Source organism: Bradyrhizobium sp. BRP22 (assembly GCF_020194175.1).
GTDB lineage: Bacteria > Pseudomonadota > Alphaproteobacteria > Rhizobiales > Xanthobacteraceae > Bradyrhizobium.
In genome coordinates this window covers 49,465-66,058 of the sequence record NZ_JADYVX010000011.1, presented here as the reverse complement: position 1 = coordinate 66,058, position 16,594 = coordinate 49,465, and the positions used below count along the sequence as shown (strand labels likewise).

The following is a 16,594-nucleotide window of genomic DNA, read 5'->3' as shown; positions in this document are numbered from 1 at the left end:
TCTTCGCGCGTCTCGAACCATGGGGCCCCGATCGCGCCCGCGGCCCATCCCTGGAGACGCCGCTTCGCGGCTCCTCGGGATGAGGACCGTCTACTGCTTCGGCAGTTTTGCCTTCAGCGCATAGAGTGCCTCCAGCGCTTCGCGCGGGGACATCTCGTCGGGGTGCAGCGCCTTCACTGCTTCGACCAGCAGCTCCGCTTCGCTCGGCGGCGCGGCTTCGGCGGCGGCGCGGGAGGGGACGGCGAACAGCGGGAGGTCATCGACCAAAGCCCGTGCGGTCTGGCCGCGGTCCTGCGCCTCCAGCTTCGCCAGCACGGACTTTGCCCGGCTGATCACCGCCGGCGGCAGCCCGGCGAGCTTCGCCACCTGGATGCCGTAGGAGCGGTCCGCTGAGCCTGGCAGCACCTCGTGCAGGAATACGACATTGCCTTGCCATTCCTTCACGCGCACCGTGGCGTTGAACAGCCGCGGCAGTTTTGCCGACAGCGCGGTGAGCTCGTGATAATGCGTCGCGAACAGCGTACGGCAGCGGTTGTTCTCATGCAGATGCTCGATCGCGGCCCAGGCGATCGACAGGCCGTCGAACGTGGCCGTACCGCGGCCGATCTCATCCAGGATCACCAGCGAGCGTTCGCTCGCCTGGTTGAGGATCGCGGCGGTCTCGACCATCTCGACCATGAAGGTCGAGCGTCCGCGCGCAAGATCGTCGGCCGCGCCGACGCGGGAGAACAGGCGATCGATGATGCCGATCCGCGCCCGCGATGCCGGCACATAGCTTCCGATCTGTGCGAGCAGCGCAATCAGCGCATTCTGGCGCAGGAAGGTCGATTTGCCGGCCATGTTCGGACCGGTGAGGAGCCAGATCTGGCCGGATTTCTGCGCCGGCCCCGGCGAAAGGTCGCAGGCATTGGCGATGAACGGCTGGCCGTCGCGCTTCAGGGCCTGCTCGACCACGGGATGGCGGCCGCCTTCGATCGCAAAGCCCAGCGAATGATCGACTTCCGGCCGCACATAGTTCTCGTCGATCGCGAGCTTGGCCAGCGCGGTCGCGACGTCGAGCAACGCAAAGGCGTGCGCGGCGGCGCGCAGATCGTCGCTTCCGGCAAGCGCCATGGCAGAGAGCCGGTCGAAGATCTCGAGCTCGAGGTTGAGCGCGCGGTCGCCGGCATTGGCGATCTTGGCTTCGATCTCGCCGAGCTCCGATGTGGTGAAACGGACCTGTCCGGCGAGCGTCTGGCGATGGATGAAGGTCGCGTTCAAGGGCGGCGCCATCAATTTGTCGCCGTGCTGTGCGGTCACCTCGACGAAATAGCCGAGCACATTGTTGTGCCGGATCTTGAGCGCCTTGACGCCGGTGTCCTCGGCATAGCGCGCCTGCATCGAGGCGACGACGAGGCGCGAGGCGTCGCGCAGGTTCCGGCTCTCGTCGAGCGCGGCCTCATAGCCTTCGCGGACAAAGCCTCCGTCGCGCTTGGTCAGCGGCAATTGCTCGGCGAGCGCGCGCTCGAATTCGCCTGCCAGCTCTCGCGAAGGCCGCCGCAGCGCTTCCATCATGGCCACGATTTCCGCTGGCGGCTGATCGAGCTGTGCCAGCCGCGCCAGCGCCTGATCAGCGGCCAGGATGCCGTCGCGCAATCCTGCGAGATCGCGCGGGCCGCCGCGCCCGACCGACAGCCGCGCCAATGCGCGCGACATGTCGGGCGCCGCGCGCAGCACGCTGCGGATGTCCTCGCGTGCGGCACTATCCGCAACGAAGGCTGCGATGGCATCGAGCCGCCGCATGATCGCAGTGCTGTCGGTAAGGGGCGCCGCAAGCCGCTGCGCCAGCAGGCGCGAGCCGGCGGCGGTCACGGTGCAATCAATCGCATCGAGCAGCGAGCCACGGCGTTCGCCGGCGAGTGTCCGCGTCAACTCGAGATTGGCGCGGGTCGCCGGGTCGATCGCCATTGTGGTGCCGACCGCCTCGCGGGAGGGCGGCGACAGCGGCGGCCGTTTCCCGACCTGGGTGCGGTCGATATAGGTGACGGCGGCCGCGGCGGCCGTCGCCTCCAATCGCGACATCGCGGCGAGGCCGTCCATGGTCGCAACGGCGAAATAGTCGCACAGCCGCCGCTCGGCGGTGGCGCTGTCGAAGACATCGCGAGTGAGCGGCGTCACCGCCGGCAGTTCGCGGAGCAGCGGCCCGAACTCGACGTCGCCATAGAGCGCGTCGGTGACGATGGCTTCATTCGGGTTGATCCGCGCCAACGTTGCCGGAAGCTCGGCGACAGCGCATTCCGTCACCATGAATTCGGAGGTCGAAATATCGATCCAGGCAAGCCCGATGCGGTCGCCACCGGACGAGCCGCGCGCGCGGGCGATCGCCAACAGGTAATTGTTGGTGCGGGCGTCGAGCAGCGTGTCTTCGGTCAGCGTACCCGGCGTCACCAGCCGCACCACGTCGCGCTTCACCACGCTCTTGTTGCCGCGGGCGCGCGCCGCTGCCGGATCCTCGCTCTGTTCGCAAACCGCGACGCGTTGGCCGGCCGCAATCAGCCGGTGCAGATAATCCTCCGCGCGTTCCACCGGCACGCCGCACATCGGGATGTCCATGCCCTGATGCTTGCCGCGCTTGGTCAGCACGATGCCGAGCGCCCTGGAGGCGATCTCGGCGTCCTCGAAGAACAATTCGTAGAAATCGCCCATCCGGTAGAACAGGAGCAGGCCCTGATTGGCGGCCTTGATCTCCAGGTACTGTTCCATCATCGGCGTGATGCGCGCAGGCGCTTCCGCACTTGGTGTTTCGGGTGGAACAGGGATGGGCTGCTGGACAGTCATGAGGGGGCGGAAACTACAAAATTTCGCTCTTCCGTCCTATCGCTTTGCCCGCCGATCACGGGTTTTCCACCCTCTCCACGCCGCGGACTGCATACCAACGCGGGCGAGGGGCGCGTTCCCCTCAATTGACCTCTTGCCAACCCGCTCCTAAAACTCGCCCCAATCCAAGCCTCTAGCGCCGACGTCCGCGGCAATCAGGGAGAGAATCAATGCGTGATGTGTATATCTGCGATGCTGTCCGGACCCCGATCGGCCGCTTTGGCGGTTCGCTTGCCAAGGTGCGCACTGACGATCTCGCCGCCACCCCGATCAAGGCGCTGATGGCCAAACATCCGAATCTGGACTGGTCGCAGGTCGACGAGGTCTTTTTCGGCTGCGCCAACCAGGCCGGCGAGGACAACCGCAATGTCGCGCGCATGGCGCTGCTGCTTGCGGGCATGCCCGAGTCGGTTCCCGGCCAGACGCTGAACCGGCTTTGTGCCTCCGGTCTCGACGCGGTCGGCGCCGCGGGCCGCGCCATCCGTGCCGGCGAGATTGATTTTGCGATCGCCGGCGGTGTCGAATCGATGACGCGGGCGCCGTTCGTGATGGGCAAGGCGTCGGAAGCGTTCTCGCGTTCGGCGGAGATCTTCGACACCACGATCGGCTGGCGCTTCATCAATCCGTTGATGAAGGCGCAGTATGGTGTCGATGCAATGCCGGAGACCGGCGAGAACGTCGCCGAGGAATTCCAGGTCTCGCGCGCCGACCAGGACGCGTTCGCGATCCGCTCGCAGCAGCGCGCGGGCGCTGCAATCGCCGCCGGTTATTTCGCCGAGGAGATCACGCCAGTGTCCGCGCCGGGCGGCAAGGCGGGCCCAATTACCGTCGACAAGGATGAGCATCCGCGTCCGGAGACGACGCTGGAAGGCCTCGCCAAACTCAAGCCGGTGGTTCGCAATCCCGGCACGGTGACCGCCGGCAACGCCTCCGGCGTCAATGATGGCGCAGCCGCCATGATCCTTGCCTCCGAGGCCGCCGTGAAGAAGCACGGGCTGACGCCGCGGGCGCGCATCCTCGGGCTCGCCTCGGCCGCGGTGCCGCCGCGCATCATGGGCATCGGCCCGGTGCCGGCGACGCGTAAATTGATGGAGCGGCTCGGCCTCAAGATTTCCGATTTCGATTTGATCGAGCTCAATGAGGCCTTCGCCTCGCAGGGCATAGCCTGCCTGCGCCAGCTCGGCGTCAAGGAGGATGCCGACTTCGTTAACCCGCATGGCGGCGCGATCGCGCTCGGCCATCCGCTCGGTATGAGCGGCGCGCGGCTGGTTTTGACTGCTGTGCATGGCATGGAGAAACGGGGCGGGAAGCTTGCCTTGGCAACCATGTGCGTCGGTGTCGGCCAGGGCGTTGCAGCGGCGATCGAGAAGCTGAACTGACCTCTCTCCGTCATTGCGAGGAGCGGAGCGACGAAGCAATCCATTTTGCCGCTTGCTGAGGCATGGATTGCTTCGCTTCGCTCGCAATGACGGAGGGATGGAGTTAGCCGGGAAAGGCAAAACAGCGCTTTTCCGGGTTAGTTATATCCTATAATGATTCGGCGGCAGTCTCATCGGCAAGGAGCGCCAGGGAGGAAATCGTCATGACCTTGCTCTATCCGCTGCAATCGCTCGCGGCGCATCCGCCGCGGTTGTCGCCAGCCTATCGCTCGACGGTCAAGCGCTCGCCGCAAAAGCCGCTGATCCCGATCCGGCAAACACTCTCCGAACTGACCGGCCCGGTCTATGGCCACGAGACCGTGCGTGAGCATGATCATGACCTTACTATCCAGCACAAGGGCGAGCCGCTCGGCGAACGCATCATCGTGCACGGCCATGTGCTCGACGAGGACGGCCGCGGCGTGCCGAATACGCTGGTCGAACTGTGGCAGGCCAATGCCTGCGGCCGCTACGTCCACGTCGTCGACCAGCATCCGGCGCCGCTCGATCCGAACTTCACCGGCGCCGGCCGTGCGCAGACCGATGCGAGCGGCTATTACCGGTTCGTCACGATCAAGCCCGGCGCTTACCCCTGGGGCAATCACCACAACGCCTGGCGCCCGGCCCACATCCATTTCTCGGTGTTCGGTCATTCCTTCGTCTCGCGCCTGGTGACGCAGATGTATTTCCCCGGCGATCCCTTGTTTCCGTTCGATCCGATCTTCAACTCGGTGACGGATGAGAAAGCGCGGGCGCGGATGATCTCGTCGTTCGATCTCGAGAACACCCAGCCGGAATGGGCGCTGTGCTACCGCTTCAACATTGTCCTGCGCGGCAGGAACGCGACTCCGATGGAGAATAAACAGTGAGCGAGCAGCGGCCGGAAGGCATCACGCCATCGCAGACCGTCGGGCCCTATTTCAAGTATGGCCTGACGCCGAACGGCGAATACGCGTGGAACGATGCCTTCACCAACAATCTGATCACGCCTGATGTTTCCGGCGAACGCATCCGCGTCGAAGGCACTGTGTTCGACGGCGATGGTGTGCCGGTGCCGGACTGCATGCTGGAGATCTGGCAGGCCGACGCGCAGGGCCGCTTCTCCGATCCGCAGGATGCCCGCGCGCTGCCGAACAGCTCGTTCAAGGGGTTTGGCCGCGTCGGTACCGATGCCAAGGGCGGCTATGTCTTCGACACCATCAAGCCGGGGCAGGTGCCCGATCCCGACGGCAAGCCGCAGGCGCCGCACATCCTGCTCGCGGTGTACGCGCGCGGCATGCTGCTGCATCTCTATACCCGGATCTATTTCGACGATGAGGCGGCCAATGCCAGCGATCCCGTGCTGGCCCTGGTGCCGGAAGAGCGCCGCACCACGCTGATCGCCAAACGCAAGGCGGGCGCGGCCAATCCTGCCTACACGCTCGACATCCATCTGCAGGGCGATAACGAGACGGTGTTCTTCGAGGTGTGACGTTACACTGTGGCTCGGCAAGGCCATCCGCTTTTTAGGTTTGGTCAATCATGAACGAGCTCCTCGGCAAGACGGCCAACGGAATGCGGGAAGCGCTGGGCTTGCTCGGCTTCCTGCTGGTCGCCACCGCGCAGGTCTCCAACATGATCCTGGCGCGCGGCGTCGCTGGCACCGTTCCACCGTTTACGATTGCGTTCTTCCGCTGGAGCATCGTGGCCGTCGGCCTGTTGCCGCTCGTGGTGATCGCGTTTCGGGAAAATCCCGGCGTGGTGCGCGGACAGGGTCTTGGCATCGCGGCTGCCGGCTTCCTGGGCATGTTCGTCTGTGGCGGCCCGGTCTATATTGCCGGCGTCACGACATCAGCGATCAATCTTGCGCTGATCATGGCGCTCTCGCCGCTCGTCGTGCTGCTGATTTCCTTCCTCTTGGGTGTCGAGACCATTGACCAAAACAAGGTCGTCGGAATGCTGGTTGCGCTGGCCGGCGCGGCGTTGATCATCATCGGAGGACAGCATAGTCCGGGGATAGCCGTATCGCCCGGCGATCTCCTTGCCTTGCTGGCGATGCTCGCCTGGGCCGGTTACACGGTTCTGCAGAATCGCGTCGGTCAGGGCCTCAGTTTTCTCGCGAGGATCGGGCTGTTCGCCGCAGCCGGTGCATTGTTCTCGCTGCCCTTCGCCCTCCATGAGATCTGGACCGCGCCTGCCGCAGCGCTCAATCGGCATGCTGCACTGGTCTATCTTTTCGCAGGCCTGGTACCCGGCCTGTTCGCCTATTCGGCCTACGCCTATCTCGGCTCGGCGTTCGGCGCGGTGTCGACGTCCCTTAGCCTGTATCTCGGCCCGATCGTCAGCGCGTTGTTGTCGATTGTCTTCCTCGGCGAAGCTCCCACCATGGTCCATCTGATCGGCGGGGCGTTATCGCTCAGCGGCATGTGGTGGAGCCTGCGCACCAAGGCGAGTGCGCAGCGTTAGCGCGCGCCGCTGTCGCATGATTGTGCATCACCGCACATTCGGCAAATAGCGCGATCCCTCCTTTCCGAGAAAATCCAGCATCGCCTGAGCTGGTGGCAGCAGGATCTTGTCGGCGCGGCGGATCGCGTGCCATTGGCGCATCACCGGCAGGCCGGCGACCTTGAGCACCACCAGCCGTCCTTCCTCCAACTCGTGAAACACCGTGTGCTGGGAGATGAAGGCGATGCCGAGCCCGGCCATCACCGCCTGCTTGATGGTTTCGTTGCTGTCCATGGCCATGCCGACCTTCGGCTCGATCCGGTGCTTCTGAAAGAACTGCTCCATCAGCATCCGCGTGCCGGAGCCGTGCTCGCGGGTGATGAAGGTCTCGCCAGCCAGATCAGCCGCGACGACGCGCTTCTTCCCATTGAGCCGATGATCGGCGGCGGCGATGATCACGTGCGGATGCCTGCCGAGCGGGCGCATCTCGACTTCGACGCCCGCGGGCGGCTGCCCCATCACGGCGATATCGAGATCGTAGCCGCGCAGCGCATCGCGGATGTCCTCGCGGTTGCCGATCCTGAGCGTCACGTCGATCTTCGGGTATCGCTGCGAGAACGCCGCGATCGCGAATGGCACGAAATATTTCGCGGTGCTCACTGCTCCCATCGCGACACGCCCGCCGCTCCTGCCCGCGATCATGTCGAGCGACTGCTCGCAGTCGGCCAGCGCGGCTTCAATGCGCTCGACCAGCGCGAGAACGGTGCGGCCGGCGTCGGTCAACGCCATGCCTTCGCCGGTGCGCTGGATCAATGGCAGGCCGGCAAGCTCCTGCAGATTGCGAAGCTGCAGCGTGACTGCCGGCTGCGTCAGGTTGAGCCGGTTCGCAGCGCCGGTGATCGAGCCCGCCGCATGCACGGCGGTCAGCGCACGGAGCTGACGAATGGTGAGGTCGCGCGAGAAATGCCCCGGCATAAGCACCTCCATAAAAAATACTTTGGCCACACTTAAGATATTAAAATTTCACTAATTCGGCAATTCGCGCGTTGATGGTGGCGACAGCGACTCCACCGGGAGCCGCCTCGAGCGAAAGCCCCGTCGAGAGGGCACGATGAATGGGAGAGCGGCCGTGGATCATCTTCCTGCATTGCATGCCTATCTCGACGACCCCGCGCGTCAGGACACGGTCCGCGCTGCAGCCGTCGCGGTGGTCGAGGCGCTTGCCGCGGCTGCGGTCGAGCTGGCGGGCATCATCGCTTCGGGCCCCTTGGTCGGCATCACCGGCCGGGACGGTGCGGTCAATCCCGACGGCGATACTCAAAAGGACATTGATGTTGTCGCAGATCGGCTGATGCGCGAGGCGCTCCGCACCGCGCCGGTCGCCGCCGTGCTGTCGGAGGAAGTGGAACTGCCGGAGACGCTCGACGCCGAGGCGCCGCTTTGTGTCGCGATCGATCCGCTCGACGGCTCGGCCAATCTTGCGAACAACATCTCGGTCGGCACCATCTTTTCGATCCGCCCCAAGGCGCGCGACATCCTCTCGACCTTCTTCGAGCCCGGCACCGCGCAGATCGCGGCGGGATTTTTCATCTACGGCCCGCAGACCGTGCTCGTACTTGCGCTCGACAAGCGCGTCGACGTCTTCACCCTGTATCCCCCGAGGCGCGAATTCGTGCTGACCGGGCGCGGCGTCAGTATTCCACTCGACACGCCCGAGTTCGCCATCAACGCCTCCAACCGCCGGCACTGGAGCGGCGCGATACGCGGCTACATCGACGAATGCCTCGCCGGCGCCAATGGAGAACGCGGCAGCGATTTCAACATGCGCTGGATCGGCTCGCTGGTGGCGGAAGCCTATCGCATCCTGGTCCGCGGCGGCGTCTTCCTTTATCCGGCCGATGCGCGCCCGGGTTATCGCGAGGGCCGCCTGCGCCTGCTCTACGAGGCCCATCCGGTGGCGCTGATCATCGAATGGGCTGATGGCGGCGCCTCTAGCGGGCGGGCGCGCATTCTCGAACTTTCGGCACGGACGCCGCACCAGCGGGCGCCCCTGATCATGGGATCGCCGCGCACCGTGCGCGACATCGAGGTGATGCACGAAAGCGTCGAGCCGCTGTTCGAAAATGCTGACGCGCCCTTGTTCGCGCGCCGCGGCCTGTTCCGCTGAAGGAGGCCGGCATGTCGCGTCGCCATCCCATCATATCGGTCACGGGTTCTTCCGGCGCCGGAACGACGTCGGTCAGGAAGACCTTCGAGAACATCTTCCGGCGCGAGAACGTCAGCGCCGCCTATGTCGAGGGCGACGCCTTCCACCGCTATGACCGCGCCGAAATGCGCAGCAAGATGGTCGAGGAGGCCGAGCGCGGCAACAAGCATTTCAGCCATTTCAGCCCCGAGACCAATTTGTTCGAGGAGCTCGAGAAGCTGTTCCGCGACTACAGCGAGTCCGGCACCGGCACGACGCGGCATTATGTCCACGACGAGGACGAGGCGCGGCTCTACGGCGGCGATCCCGGCACCTTCACCAAATGGGAGCCGCTGCCGGAGAACTCCGATCTGCTGTTCTATGAGGGCCTGCATGGCGCCGTCGTCACGGAGAAGGTCAACGTCGCCAAATATGCCGATCTCAAGATCGGCGTCGTCCCCGTCATCAATCTCGAATGGATCCAGAAGCTGCATCGCGACCGCAGCCACCGCGGCTATTCCACGGAGGCGGTGACCGACACCATCCTGCGCCGCATGCCTGATTATGTGAACTACATCTGTCCGCAGTTCACCGAGACCGACATCAACTTCCAGCGCGTGCCGACGGTCGACACGTCGAATCCGTTCATCGCGCGCTGGATCCCGACGCCGGACGAATCGATGGTCGTGATCCGGCTGAAGAATCCGCGCGGCATCGATTTCCCTTATCTGCTGTCGATGATCCCGCACAGCTTCATGTCGCGCGCCAATTCGATCGTGATCCACGGCGCCAAGCTCGACCTGGCGATGCAGCTCATCCTCACCCCGCTGATCCTGCAACTGATGGAACGAAAGAGGCGAACGATATGACCGCACTTGCGTCTGTGGCCAGCCGCGCCGAAGTCAGCCATGCCGAAATGGCGAATGCCATCCGCTTCCTCGCCGTTGATGCCGTGGAGAAGGCGAAGTCCGGTCATCCCGGCATGCCGATGGGCATGGCGGACGTCGCGACCGTGCTGTTCTCGCGCTTCCTCAAATTCGATCCTGATGACCCCGCCTGGCCCGACCGCGACCGCTTCGTGCTCTCGGCCGGCCACGGCTCGATGCTGCTCTACGCGCTGCTGCATTTGACCGGCTATGAAGCCGTCACACTCGATCAGCTCAAGGCCTTCCGCCAATGGGGGTCGACGACGCCGGGCCATCCCGAATATGGCCACACGCCCGGCGTGGAGACGACCACCGGCCCGCTTGGGCAGGGTATCGCGACCGCCGTCGGCATGGCGCTCGCCGAGCGGTTGATGAATGCGCGGTTCGGCAACGAACTCGTCGACCACTACACCTATGTCATCGCCGGCGACGGCTGCCTGATGGAAGGCATCAGCCACGAGGCGATCTCGCTCGCCGGGCATCTCCGCCTGAACCGGCTGATCATTCTGTTCGACGACAACCGGACTTCGATCGACGGGGCGACCTCGTTGTCCTGTTCGGACCATCAGCTCGCCCGCTTCAGGGCCTCCGGCTGGTCGGCGTGCCGGATCGATGGCCACGACCCGCAAGCGATTGCGAGGGCGATCGATGAAGCCAGGAGGAGTGACCTGCCGTCGCTGATCGCCTGCCAGACGGTGATCGGTTTCGGCGCGCCGAACCGGCAAGGCAGCGAGAAGGTCCATGGCGCTCCACTTGGATCGGAGGAGGTGGCCAAGACGCGAGCGGCGCTCGATTGGCGCTACCAGCCGTTTGAGGTTCCGCCAGCGGTGCTTGCGGAATGGCGCGAGATCGGCGCGCGCGGCCGCGCGGCGCGCCGTGCCTGGATCGAGCGTTCACGCCGCGCCTGCGCGACCGGACGGTCGCCGTTCCACGACGCGCTGAACAAGAAGCTGCCTTGCGCCTATGCCGAGGCGATGGCGAATCTCAAGGCGCGCTTCGCCGCCGAGCGCCCGAAGCTTGCGACGCGGCAGGCGTCGCAACAGGTGATCGACGCGATCGCCGAAGTGCTGCCGAACCTGCTCGGCGGCTCGGCGGACCTGACGCACTCCAATCTCACGCTGGCGAAGACGCAGGTGCCGGTTCGCTCGGGCTGGCTGCACGGCAGCTACATTCATTACGGCGTCCGCGAGCACGCCATGGCGGCGGCGATGAACGGCATCGCGTTGCATGGCGGCTTCATCCCCTATGGCGGAACATTCCTCGCATTCGCCGACTATAGCCGCCCCGCGATTCGGCTCGCCGCGTTGATGGGCATCCGCGTTATCCACGTCATGACCCATGACTCGATCGGATTAGGCGAGGATGGTCCGACCCATCAGCCGGTCGAGCATCTCGCGGCGCTGCGGGCGATTCCCAATCTCTTGGTGTTCCGCCCTGCCGATCCGATCGAGACCGCGGAAGCCTGGGATTGTGCGCTGAAGGCGGAGACATCGCCGTCGATCCTGTGCCTGTCGCGGCAGGCGCTGCCCGCCTTCCGCGACGCGACCGATACCAACCATGTCGCGCTTGGCGCCTATGTGGCGATCGAGCCGGATGGCGGCCGTGACGTCACGCTGATTGCGACGGGCTCGGAAGTGTCGATTGCGCTCGAGGCAGCGAAGCTGCTCGCAAGCGAGAACATCCGCGCCGCCATCGTCTCCGCGCCGTGCTTCGATCTGTTCCGCAAGCAGCCGCGCGACTACCAGGCCAAGGTGCTGGGCGATGCGCCGCGCGTCGGCATCGAGGCCGCCGTCGAGGGCGATTGGGCGCGCTGGCTCGGCGACGGCGGCGAGTTCGTCGGCATGAGCGGCTTTGGTGCATCGGCGCCGGCCGACGTGCTCTACCGCGAGTTCGGCATCACACCGGCCGCTGTCGCTGCCGCGGCCAGGCGCGTGATCCAGCGGGAAAACGAAAGGAGATAAGCGTGGCGCGGATAACCCTGAGGCAATTATTGGATCATGCCGCCGAGCGCGGCTACGGCGTGCCGGCTTTCAATATCAACAACATGGAGCAGGGCCTCGCGATCATGGAGGCGGCGTCCGCCTGCGATGCGCCTGTCATCATCCAGGCCTCGCGCGGCGCGCGCGCCTATACCGGCGACATCATGCTGTCGAAGATGATCGACGCGCTCGAGGAGATGTATCCGGACGTGCCGCTCTGCCTGCATCTCGATCATGGCAACGAGGAATCCACCTGCGCCACCGCGATCCGCTTCGGTTTCACTTCGGTGATGATGGACGGCTCGCTGAAGGCGGATGCCAAGACGGCGGCCGATTATGATTACAATGTCGACATCACCCGGCGCGTCGTCGAGATCGCGCACTGGGTCGGCGCGTCAGTCGAAGGCGAGCTCGGTGTGCTCGGCTCGCTCGAGCATGGCGGCGGCGAGCAGGAGGACGGCCATGGCGCTGAGGGCAAGCTCAGCCATGACCAGCTCCTGACCGATCCCGACCAGGCGGTCGATTTCGTCCGTGCCACCAAGGTGGATGCGCTCGCGATCGCGATGGGCACCTCGCATGGTGCCTACAAGTTCACGCGGCGGCCGGACGGCGACATCCTCGCGATGCGCGTGGTGGAGGAGATCCACCGGCGGCTGCCGAATACGCATCTGGTGATGCACGGCTCGTCCTCGGTGCCGCAGTCATTGCAGGACATGTTCAACCAGTTCGGCGGCGAGATGCCGCAGACCTGGGGCGTGCCGGTCGAGGAGATCGTCCGCGGCATCAAGCACGGCGTGCGCAAGGTCAACATCGATACCGACTGCCGCCTCGCGATGGCCGCGGCCTTCCGCAAGGTCGCGACCCAATCGAAAAGCGAATTCGACCCGCGCAAATTCTTGAAACCCGCGATGGAGGCCTTGCGCGATCTTTGCCGCGACCGCTTCGAGCAGTTCGGCACAGCGGGCAACGCCGCAAGGATCAAGGTGATCCCGCTATCCGAGATGGCCAGGCGCTACCGCGCTGGCGCGCTCGACCCACGGATCGGGGCCATGACCGAAGCAGCGTGAGGGGCATGCCAAACAAATTTCAGGAGGACCACATGAACATGCAATCGATGACCCTGCGCGGCAAGGATCGCTATAAATCAGGCGTGCTCGAGTACAAGCGCATGGGCTATTGGGAGCCCGACTACGAGCCCAAGGACACCGACGTCATCGCGCTGTTCCGCGTCACGCCGCAGGACGGCGTCGATCCGACCGAAGCTTGCGCCGCGGTCGCCGGCGAATCCTCGACCGCAACCTGGACCGTGGTGTGGACCGATCGCCTGACAGCGGCGGAAAAATACCGCGCAAAATGCTACCGCGTCGATCCGGTGCCGGGCTCGCCCGGCAGCTATTTCGCCTACATCGCCTACGACCTCGATCTGTTCGAGCCGGGCTCGATCGCCAACCTCACCGCGTCGATCATCGGCAACGTCTTCGGCTTCAAGCCGCTGAAGGCGCTGCGGCTGGAGGACATGCGGCTGCCGATTGCCTATGTGAAGACGTTCCAGGGCCCGGCGACCGGAATCGTGGTCGAGCGCGAGCGGCTCGACAAGTTCGGGCGTCCCTTGCTCGGCGCCACCGTGAAGCCGAAGCTTGGCCTCTCCGGCCGCAATTACGGCCGCGTCGTCTACGAGGCGCTGAAAGGCGGGCTCGATTTCACCAAGGACGACGAGAACATCAACTCGCAGCCCTTCATGCATTGGCGCGAGCGCTTTCTCTACTGCATGGAGGCAGTCAACCGCGCGCAGGCTGCGACCGGCGAGATCAAGGGCACCTATCTCAACGTCACCGCAGCGACGATGGAGGACATGTACGAGCGCGCCGAGTTCGCCCGCGAGCTTGGCTCCGTCATCGTCATGATCGATCTCGTGATCGGCTACACCGCGATCCAGTCGATGGCGAAGTGGGCGCGCAAGAACGACATGATCCTGCATCTGCACCGCGCCGGCCACTCCACCTACACCCGGCAACGCAGCCACGGCGTCTCGTTCCGCGTGATCGCAAAATGGATGCGGCTGGCGGGCGTGGATCACATTCATGCCGGCACCGTCGTCGGCAAGCTCGAGGGCGATCCGAACACCACGCGCGGCTACTACGACATCTGCCGTGAAGACTTCAATCCGATGCAGCTCGAGCACGGCGTCTTCTTCGACCAGAATTGGGCCAGCCTCAACAAGCTGATGCCGGTGGCCTCGGGCGGAATCCATGCCGGCCAGATGCATCAGTTGCTCGACCTGCTCGGCGAAGACGTCGTGCTGCAGTTCGGCGGCGGCACCATCGGTCACCCGCAGGGCATCCAGGCCGGCGCCACCGCCAACCGCGTCGCGCTGGAGGCGATGATCCTCGCCCGCAACGAAGGGCGCGACTACGTCCACGAAGGTCCGGAGATCCTGGCCAAGGCCGCACAAAGCTGCACGCCGCTGCGCGAGGCGCTCGAGGTTTGGAAGGATGTCACCTTCAATTACGAATCGACCGATGCGCCCGATTTTGTGCCGACGCCGAGCATCGCGGTCTGAAAGGAGCTTGATCATGCGCATAACCCAGGGCTGCTTCTCCTTCCTGCCGGATCTCACCGACGAGCAGATCACCGCGCAGGTCCAATATTGTCTGGACAAGGGCTGGGCGGTGAACATCGAGTTCACCGACGATCCGCATCCCCGCAACACCTATTGGGAGATGTGGGGCCTGCCGATGTTTGATCTGCCCGACGCCGCCGGCATCATGCGGGAGCTCGCCGAATGCCGGCGTGTTTATGGCGACCGCTACATCCGGATCTCCGGATTCGATTCGAGCCACGGATGGGAGTCGGTCCGCATCTCCTTCATCGTCAACCGGCCGAAGAACGAGCCCGGCTTCCGGCTCGACCGGCAGGAGGCCGTCGGGCGCAACCTCCGCTATTCGACGCATGCCTATGCGGCGGAGCGGCCTGAAGGAGAGCGCTACGCCGATCGTTAATCCCCGCGTCCGGTTGAAGCCAGGCGGATGGCTCCCTCGGCCGACCTGGTCCGGATGCACTTCTCCGTCGTCGCCAGGTGCGACGACGGAGCTTTTCGACACGAGAGCAGGATGACGCAACCACAATCACAGACCAACGAAGCGCCGCTGAAGGCCGTCGATGTCAGGCGCGAATTCGCCGACCTTGGCATCGGCGCCGTGCTCGATCAGCTCGATTCCGAGTTGATCGGCCTGGCGCCGGTGAAGACCCGGATCCGCGAGATCGCGGCGCTGCTGCTGGTCGAGCGCATCAGGCAGAAGATGGCGCTCGCCACCACCTTTCCGACCCTGCATATGTCCTTCACCGGCAATCCCGGCACCGGCAAGACCACGGTGGCGTTGCGGATGGCCAGCATCCTGCACCGGCTCGGCTTCGTACGCCGCGGCCATGTCATCAGCGTCACCCGCGACGATCTGGTTGGGCAATATATCGGCCACACCGCGCCGAAGACGAAGGAAATATTGAAGAAGGCGATGGGCGGCGTGCTGTTCATCGACGAGGCCTACTATCTCTATCGCCCGGACAATGAGCGCGACTATGGCCAGGAGGCGATCGAGATCCTGTTGCAGATCATGGAGCAGCAACGCGAGGATCTGGTCGTCATCCTGGCCGGCTATGGCGAGCGGATGGAGAAATTCTTCCAGAGCAATCCCGGCTTTCGCTCCCGCATCGCCCATCACATCGACTTCCCGGATTATTCGGACCCCGAGCTGCTCGCGATCGCCGAGTTGATGCTGCAGCAGCAGAACTACCGGTTCTCGTCGGCGGCGCGCGATGCCTTCATCCGCTACATCGCCGTGCGCAAGACCCAGCCGCTGTTCTCCAACGCGCGCTCGATCCGCAATGCGCTCGATCGCATCCGGCTCCGCCAGGCCAACCGGATCGTCTCGCGGCTCGACCGGGTGCTCACGGCCGACGACGTGATGTCGATCGAGGCCGGCGACGTGCTGGCAAGCCGGGTGTTTTCAAAAACCGCGACGGACAAAAGGACATGAGCGAGACGCTGGCAGCCGTGCGCGCGACGGGCTGCCGCGACCTCGTCGCCCGCGCCCACGCACTGATCTTCGACGTCGACGGCACGATGGCCGAGACGGAGGAGGTGCATCGCCGCGCATTCAACGACGCGTTCTCGCGCGCGGGCCTCAACTGGTACTGGGATCAGGCGATCTACGGACAGTTGCTGCGTGTCGCCGGCGGCAAGGAGCGAATACGCGCGTTTGCCATGCGCAAGCGAACCATGCCCCTGCTGACCAACCGCGAGATCGCAGAGCTGCACCGGATCAAGACCGTGCGCTATGCCGAACTGATCGCGACGGGCGGCTGCCCGCTGCGGCCCGGGGTGGAAGCCCTGCTCCGAAACGCGCGAAGGCGCAGCCAGCGGCTGGCGATCGCGACGACGACCTCGTATGCCAATATCGATGCGTTGCTGTCGGTCGCGCTGGGCGACGATTGGGCCGAATGGTTCGAGGCGATCGTCGCGGGTGACGATGTGCCCGAGAAGAAGCCGGCGCCCGACGTCTATCTCGTGATGCTGGCGCGACTGTCGCTCCCCGCGTCCCGCTGCATCGCCATCGAGGACTCGCGCAACGGATTGCTCGCAGCCTCGCGCGCCGGCATTCCCGTGCTGTTCACCCGCAGCGCCTACTTCCGCGACGATGACTGCTCGGAAGCGCTGTTCGCCGTCGATGAGCTGACGGAGGTCGCATATTGGGTGCAGTAGCCCGGGTGGAGCGCCCGCGTAACCCGGGCCGTCGCCAAATGGAGATG

At 65.0% G+C, this 16,594-nt stretch carries 14 protein-coding genes; 12 read left to right on the top strand and 2 right to left on the bottom strand.

Annotation, left to right across the window (positions count from 1 at the left end):
* Positions 1-90 precede the first annotated feature (90 nt).
* Positions 91-2,817 (bottom strand): DNA mismatch repair protein MutS, encoded by a 2,727-nt coding sequence (mutS, locus tag I6F35_RS16545; RefSeq protein WP_225118748.1) that lies wholly within the window; start codon positions 2,815-2,817, stop codon positions 91-93.
* Between the two features lie 209 nt (positions 2,818-3,026).
* On the opposite strand from mutS, the gene pcaF reads away from it, so the two are divergent.
* The 4 genes from pcaF to I6F35_RS16525 all read left to right on the top strand — a co-directional run bounded on the left by pcaF (position 3,027) and on the right by I6F35_RS16525 (position 6,719).
* Positions 3,027-4,235: a 3-oxoadipyl-CoA thiolase gene (gene pcaF / locus I6F35_RS16540; RefSeq protein WP_225118747.1), complete on the top strand. Its 1,209-nt coding sequence runs from the start codon at positions 3,027-3,029 to the stop codon at positions 4,233-4,235.
* Positions 4,236-4,438: 203 nt separating this feature from the next.
* Positions 4,439-5,143, top strand: a complete 705-nt coding sequence (gene pcaH, locus I6F35_RS16535) for a protocatechuate 3,4-dioxygenase subunit beta (protein WP_225118746.1) — start codon at positions 4,439-4,441, stop codon at positions 5,141-5,143.
* The gene (gene pcaG, locus I6F35_RS16530; RefSeq protein ID WP_225118745.1) at positions 5,140-5,745 is read left to right on the top strand and encodes a protocatechuate 3,4-dioxygenase subunit alpha; all 606 of its coding nucleotides are present in this window, start codon (positions 5,140-5,142) and stop codon (positions 5,743-5,745) included. The genes pcaH and pcaG overlap by 4 nt, the downstream gene beginning before the upstream one ends.
* 50 nt (positions 5,746-5,795) lie before the next feature.
* Positions 5,796-6,719, top strand: a complete 924-nt coding sequence (locus I6F35_RS16525; RefSeq protein ID WP_225118744.1) for a DMT family transporter — start codon at positions 5,796-5,798, stop codon at positions 6,717-6,719.
* A gap of 27 nt (positions 6,720-6,746) precedes the next feature.
* Here the strand turns inward: I6F35_RS16525 and I6F35_RS16520 are convergent, their stop codons facing one another.
* The gene (locus I6F35_RS16520) at positions 6,747-7,673 is read right to left on the bottom strand and encodes a LysR family transcriptional regulator (RefSeq protein WP_225118743.1); all 927 of its coding nucleotides are present in this window, start codon (positions 7,671-7,673) and stop codon (positions 6,747-6,749) included.
* A 172-nt stretch (positions 7,674-7,845) separates the two neighbouring features.
* Between I6F35_RS16520 and I6F35_RS16515 the strand changes: the two genes are divergently transcribed.
* From I6F35_RS16515 to I6F35_RS16480, 8 genes are all read left to right on the top strand, one after another.
* Entirely contained in the window at positions 7,846-8,865 is a 1,020-nt protein-coding gene (locus tag I6F35_RS16515) for a class 1 fructose-bisphosphatase (protein WP_225118875.1), read from the top strand.
* Between the two features lie 11 nt (positions 8,866-8,876).
* Entirely contained in the window at positions 8,877-9,752 is an 876-nt protein-coding gene (locus tag I6F35_RS16510; RefSeq protein WP_225118742.1) for a phosphoribulokinase, read from the top strand.
* Entirely contained in the window at positions 9,749-11,770 is a 2,022-nt protein-coding gene (gene tkt, locus I6F35_RS16505; protein WP_225118741.1) for a transketolase, read from the top strand. The genes I6F35_RS16510 and tkt overlap by 4 nt, the downstream gene beginning before the upstream one ends.
* A 2-nt stretch (positions 11,771-11,772) precedes the next feature.
* A complete protein-coding gene (gene fba, locus I6F35_RS16500; RefSeq protein ID WP_225118740.1) occupies positions 11,773-12,855 on the top strand; it encodes a class II fructose-bisphosphate aldolase in 1,083 nt (360 codons plus the stop codon).
* 32 nt (positions 12,856-12,887) lie between these two features.
* Positions 12,888-14,348 (top strand): form I ribulose bisphosphate carboxylase large subunit, encoded by a 1,461-nt coding sequence (locus tag I6F35_RS16495; RefSeq protein WP_225118739.1) that lies wholly within the window; start codon positions 12,888-12,890, stop codon positions 14,346-14,348.
* A 13-nt stretch (positions 14,349-14,361) separates the two neighbouring features.
* Complete coding sequence (locus I6F35_RS16490; protein ID WP_225118738.1) at positions 14,362-14,787, top strand: ribulose bisphosphate carboxylase small subunit; 426 nt, start codon at positions 14,362-14,364, stop codon at positions 14,785-14,787.
* 111 nt (positions 14,788-14,898) lie between these two features.
* Entirely contained in the window at positions 14,899-15,822 is a 924-nt protein-coding gene (gene cbbX / locus I6F35_RS16485) for a CbbX protein (RefSeq protein ID WP_225118737.1), read from the top strand.
* Positions 15,819-16,547, top strand: coding sequence for an HAD family hydrolase (locus tag I6F35_RS16480; RefSeq protein WP_225118736.1), 729 nt, complete (start codon positions 15,819-15,821; stop codon positions 16,545-16,547). Before cbbX ends, I6F35_RS16480 begins: the two co-directional genes overlap by 4 nt.
* The last annotated feature ends 47 nt before the right edge of the window (positions 16,548-16,594 follow it).